Source organism: Rheinheimera sp. (assembly GCF_036568245.1).
Classification (GTDB): domain Bacteria; phylum Pseudomonadota; class Gammaproteobacteria; order Enterobacterales; family Alteromonadaceae; genus Alishewanella.
The window spans coordinates 1-5138 of sequence record NZ_DATCSY010000367.1 but is presented as its reverse complement, the minus strand read 5'-3'; the positions used below and the strand labels follow the sequence as shown (position 1 = coordinate 5138).

3 protein-coding genes are annotated in these 5138 nt (G+C 54.1%); all 3 read left to right on the top strand.

The window, feature by feature from the left end:
- A partial coding sequence (locus VIN66_RS16215; protein ID WP_331924946.1) for a substrate-binding domain-containing protein occupies positions 1-966 on the top strand: 966 nt, incomplete at its 5' end.
- Positions 967-1128: 162 nt separating this feature from the next.
- Positions 1129-2859 (top strand): glycoside hydrolase family 43 protein, encoded by a 1731-nt coding sequence (locus tag VIN66_RS16210; RefSeq protein ID WP_331924945.1) that lies wholly within the window; start codon positions 1129-1131, stop codon positions 2857-2859.
- A partial coding sequence (locus VIN66_RS16205) for a glycosyl hydrolase 115 family protein (protein WP_331924944.1) occupies positions 2856-5138 on the top strand: 2283 nt, incomplete at its 3' end. The genes VIN66_RS16210 and VIN66_RS16205, both read left to right, overlap by 4 nt.

Here is a 5138-nt window from a genome sequence, read left to right as displayed (position 1 = left end):
AAGCCGATTGTTGGTGTGGGAGGCTCATACAGCGACCCGGCCGATTACCCGGCTGTACCTTATGTCGCAACAGATAACTATGCTCTGGTGCAAAGCGCTTACGAGCATTTAAAGCGCAAAGGGCTCGACCGGTTTGCCTTTTACAGCGTGCCTACCGATGAACATCACCGCTGGGCAAGAGAGCGCGAGAATGCCATTCGCCAGCTGACGGCCCAGGATGGTTATGATTGTCAGATTTATCAGGGCCACTGCACCCGGCCAGAAACCTGGCAGTACGCAATGAACCGGCTGACCGACTGGATACAAAGCCTGCCCAAACCTATCGGCATTATTGCCGTAACCGACTCACGCGCCCGCCATCTGCTGCAGGCCTGCGAGCATGTCAGCATTATTGTGCCGGACAATATTGCCATTATCGGCATTGATGATGACGATATCGCCCGTTACTTAAGCCGCATCAGCTTAAGTTCGGTTACTCAGGGCTGCTTTGAAATGGGCTACAAAGCTGCCAAACTGCTGCACACCCAGCTGAATAACATTGATGTTGGTCACAAACGTATTTTGGTGGCACCGGCCGGGGTAGCGTCGCGCCAGTCGACCGATTTTAAAGCACTGCGCGACCCTTATGTTATTCAGGCCATGCATTACATCCGCCGTAATGCCACCCGGGGTGCCAAGGTGGAACAGGTCACCGACTTTGTCGGCATTTCCCGCTCTAATCTGGAACAGCGCTTTCGCGCTGAACGTGGCCATTCGATCCATACCGAGCTGCATAACCAGAAACTGACCAAAGCCTGCAAAATGCTGAAAGACACCCAGGTTAACCCCAGCGAAATTGCCAAGCTGTGCGGTTATCCGTCACTGCAGTATATGTATGCGGTGTTTCAGCGCCATTTTGGCCAAACACCAAAAGATTACCGCACCGAACATACCGGTGTGCTAACTGATATGGCAGTGAATGATTAAGCTGCCAGCCAGGCGCTGAGGCTGAGCCATGAAAAAAACGCACAGCACTGACGCATTTTCATAACAGTAAGGCCATTGATGACAATGGCCTTTTTACTTTTAATGTCACTGACTTTCTCGCAAGCCGTCGTAAAACGGCAAAGACGACAGGAGTGACATCTGATGCAAAACCGCTTTTTGTTAACTCTGCCTGGCCTGGCTTTACTGGGTACACTTTGTGCCTGCCAGCCACAAACTACACCCGACCACAGCAAACCCGCGCAGGACAGCAGCGAACCAGCAAAAGACAGCCCAGCCGCTGTGGCACAGTTCGACTGGTTTGAATATCAGGGCCAGGACCCGGTTTTTGCAGCGCCGTTAGAGGCCGGGCAATACCAGAACCCGGTGCTGGCTGGTTTCTTCCCCGACCCCAGCATTACCCGCAATGGCGATGATTACTACATGACGGTATCATCGTTTACTTATATGCCGGGGCTGCCGATACTGCACAGCCGTGATCTGGTGAACTGGCAGATCATAGGCTATGCACTGACCCAGCAGTCGCAGCTGCAGATGGATGACTTACAGGTGTCTCGCGGTATTTTTGCGCCGACACTGCGCTATCACGATGGCACTTACTACCTGATCACCACAGTAGTCGACCGCGGAGGTAACTTTATTCTGACTGCCACCGATCCGGCCGGCCCCTGGTCAGAGCCAATCTGGCTGCCGGAAATAGACGGTATAGACCCGGATATCTTCTTCGATGACAATGGCAAAGTGTATATCGCTCACAATGGTGATCCGGTCGAATCGCTGTACGAGGGCCACAAAGCCATCTGGCTATGGCAGTATGACCCGCAAAGCCAGCAAGTGCTGCCCGACTCCAAACGCCTGCTGGTAAATGGCGGTGTCGATTTAAGCACCAAACCGATCTGGATTGAAGCGCCACATTTGTATAAGCACGATGGCTGGTATTATCTGCTGTGCGCTGAAGGTGGCACCGCAGACCAACACTCCGCAGTGATCTTTCGCAGCCGCAGCCTGACCGAACCTTTTGTGCCTTACAGCAACAACCCTATTTTGACGCAGCGTGATTTAGCGCCAGAGCGGCCAGACCCTATCACCACTGCCGGCCATGCCGACTTTGTGCAACTGCCAAACGGCAACTGGTGGGCGGTATTTCTGGCCAGTCGCGCTTATCAACAGCGCTATTTTAATACCGGCCGCGAAACCTTTTTATTACCGGTAAGCTGGCAGGATGGCTGGCCGCATATTCTGCCGGCCGGGCAACAGATCCCTTATCGCCTGGCAGCGCCGCAGCTTGCCACAGCGGCTGTAGCAGAGCCACTGACCGGCAACTTTATTTGGCGTGATGATTTTGACAGTAACCAGCTGAATTTACACTGGAATGCACTAAGACGCTTTGACCACAGCTGGCTTGAGTTCAATAATGGCTATCTGCAGTTAACCGCCAAGCCTGACAGCCTTGCCAGCCTGCAACAGCCGGCCTTTATCAGCCGCCGCCAGCAGCATACAAACTTTACTGCCAGCACAGCGCTTAGCGTGCCAGCGGCACCCGTATCTGCCGGTATCGTCGCCTTTCAAAACGAGCAGCATCATTATTACCTCGGTGTCCGTCGCACTGACAGCGGCAGCGAGGTTTTTCTGCAGCAGGCCAATGGCGCAACGCCGGAAAATATTGCCAGTATGTCACTGCCAGAGGGGACAAACAGCGTGCAGTTAAAAATCAGCGGTAATGCCGGCAGCATCAGCTTTTATTACGCGGTAGTAGATAACAATTGGCAGCCAGTAGCGACTGAGCAGGACGCCTTGCTGCTAAGTACCCAGGTAGCAGGTGGCTTTGTCGGCACTATGCTGGGGCTGCATAGCCGGTTGGAGGCAGAACGATGAGAGTGCTGCTGTTACTGGCAACCTTATTGTTAAGCCACGCTGTACAGGCATTACCCGGCAATTACCTGGTGCAGCAGCGTGCAGCAGGCGACTTTGCATTGGTCGCCGCTGACAGTCAGGCGCTGATCCTGGTTGACCAACAAGAGTACAAAGGTGTGCTGCGGGCAGTAGACAGCCTGCAGCGCGATATTAACAGCGTCAGTGGCAGGCAGCTTGCTATCGCCAGGCAAGGCCAGGCAAAACAACTGCTAATTATTGGCAGCCTGGGAAAAAGTGCGTTACTGGATCAGTTGGTTAGCAGCGGTAAGCTGGATGTTAGCGCCATTACCGGCAAGTGGGATGCGTTTCACATTCAGCTGATCCAACAACCGCTACCCGGTGTTGACCAGGCACTGGTCATCGCCGGCAGTGATAAGCGCGGTGCCATCTATGGCATTTATGATCTGGCTGAAACCATAGGCGTATCGCCGTGGCACTGGTGGGCCGATGTGCCACCGGTTCGCCGCGCTGAGCTTTATATTAAAGCTGGCACCGCATTTAGCGATGCCCCTAAAGTGAAGTACCGCGGTATTTTTCTCAACGACGAGCACCCGGCACTGACGAACTGGAGCGAAGAAAAATTTGGCGGCTACAACAGCCGGTTTTACCTGCATGTGTTTGAACTGCTGCAGCGGTTAAAAGCCAATTTTCTCTGGCCAGCGATGTGGAACAATGCTTTTGCCGACGATGACTGGCAAAACGCTGTACTGGCCGACGAAATGGGCATCGTCATGAGCACCAGCCATCATGAGCCTATGATGCGCGCCGACAAAGAGTGGAACCGCTACGGTGAAGGCCCGTGGGAGTATTCTACCAACCGCGACAATATCTATAAGTTCTGGCAACAAGGTGCAAAACGGCATAAAAATCTGGAAAGCCTGTTTACGCTGGGTATGCGCGGCCAGGAAGCCGAGCCGATGAGCGAAGGCGACAACATTGAGCTGCTACAGCAGATCGTCGCCGATCAACGGCAGATTCTGCAGGAAACCTTCAACGACAGGCCCATAGCAAGCGTGCCACAGGTGTGGGCGCTGTATAAAGAAGTACAGGGCTTTTACGAGCGCGGCATGCGGGTGCCAGACGATGTCACCCTGCTATGGGCCGACGATAACTTTGGCAATATCCGCCGCCTGCCGACCAAAGCAGAGCGTAACCGCAGTGGCGGTGCCGGTGTGTATTATCACTTTGACTATGTGGGTGCACCCCGATCCTACCGCTGGATTAACACCGTGCCGCTGGCGAAAATCTGGCAGCAGATGAGCCTGGCCTGGCAGTATCAGGCCGACAGGATCTGGATAGTGAACGTTGGCGACTTAAAGCCAATGGAGTTACCGACAGATTTCTTTTTGCGCATGGCCTGGAACCCGGACGCATTTAACGCAGACAATCTACAACAATTTACCACCGACTGGGCTGCCCAGCAGTTCGGTGCGGCGCAAGCGCCCGCTATTGCCTCGTTACTACAAACTTACACTGCGCATAATGGCCGGCGTAAACCGGAAGCCATAGAGCCGGGCAGCTACAGCATTTTGCACTACGCTGAAGCTGAGCGTATCAGCACTGAACTGGCGCAGGCAGAAGCACTTGCCGACAAGATACAGCAACAGTTAACAGCGCAGTTGCAGGATGCCTATGTGCAGCTGGTGGCCCACCCGCTAAAAGCCAGCCGGGCGGTATTTGAGCTAAACCGTGCCGTAGCGATGAACCAGCTACATGCTCAGCAGGGCCGCGCCAGCACTAACTACTGGGCAGAGCGGGTAAAGTATTGGTTTGACACCGACGCCAACCTGACAGCGCGGTACCATAGCCTGGGCAATGGCCGCTGGAACCATATGATGTCGCAACCGCATATCGGCTTTACCTACTGGCGTAACCCTCCGGCCAATTTAATGCCGGTGGTATCAGTAGCCAGCCCGATGCCGGTGGCTGATATGGGTGTGGCAGCAGAAGGTTCAAAGCTGTCGTGGCCGATAAGTGAATACCGTGGTGAACAACTGAAGCTCGATACCTTTTACCCGCATGGCCAACAGCAGCGCCAGATTGAAGTATTTAATAAAGGCAGCGCGGCGTTTGAATTCAGCGCTAAGGCGTCGGCCGATTGGGTAACCCTGAGCCAGAGTCAGGGAGCAGTAAAAACAGAACAGCGCATTGCAGTCTCAATTGACTGGCGTAAAGCGCAAACCGGCTTAAATCAGGCTGAGGTGTATATTCAGGGCACCGGCTGGGGCGGCGCGAAAATA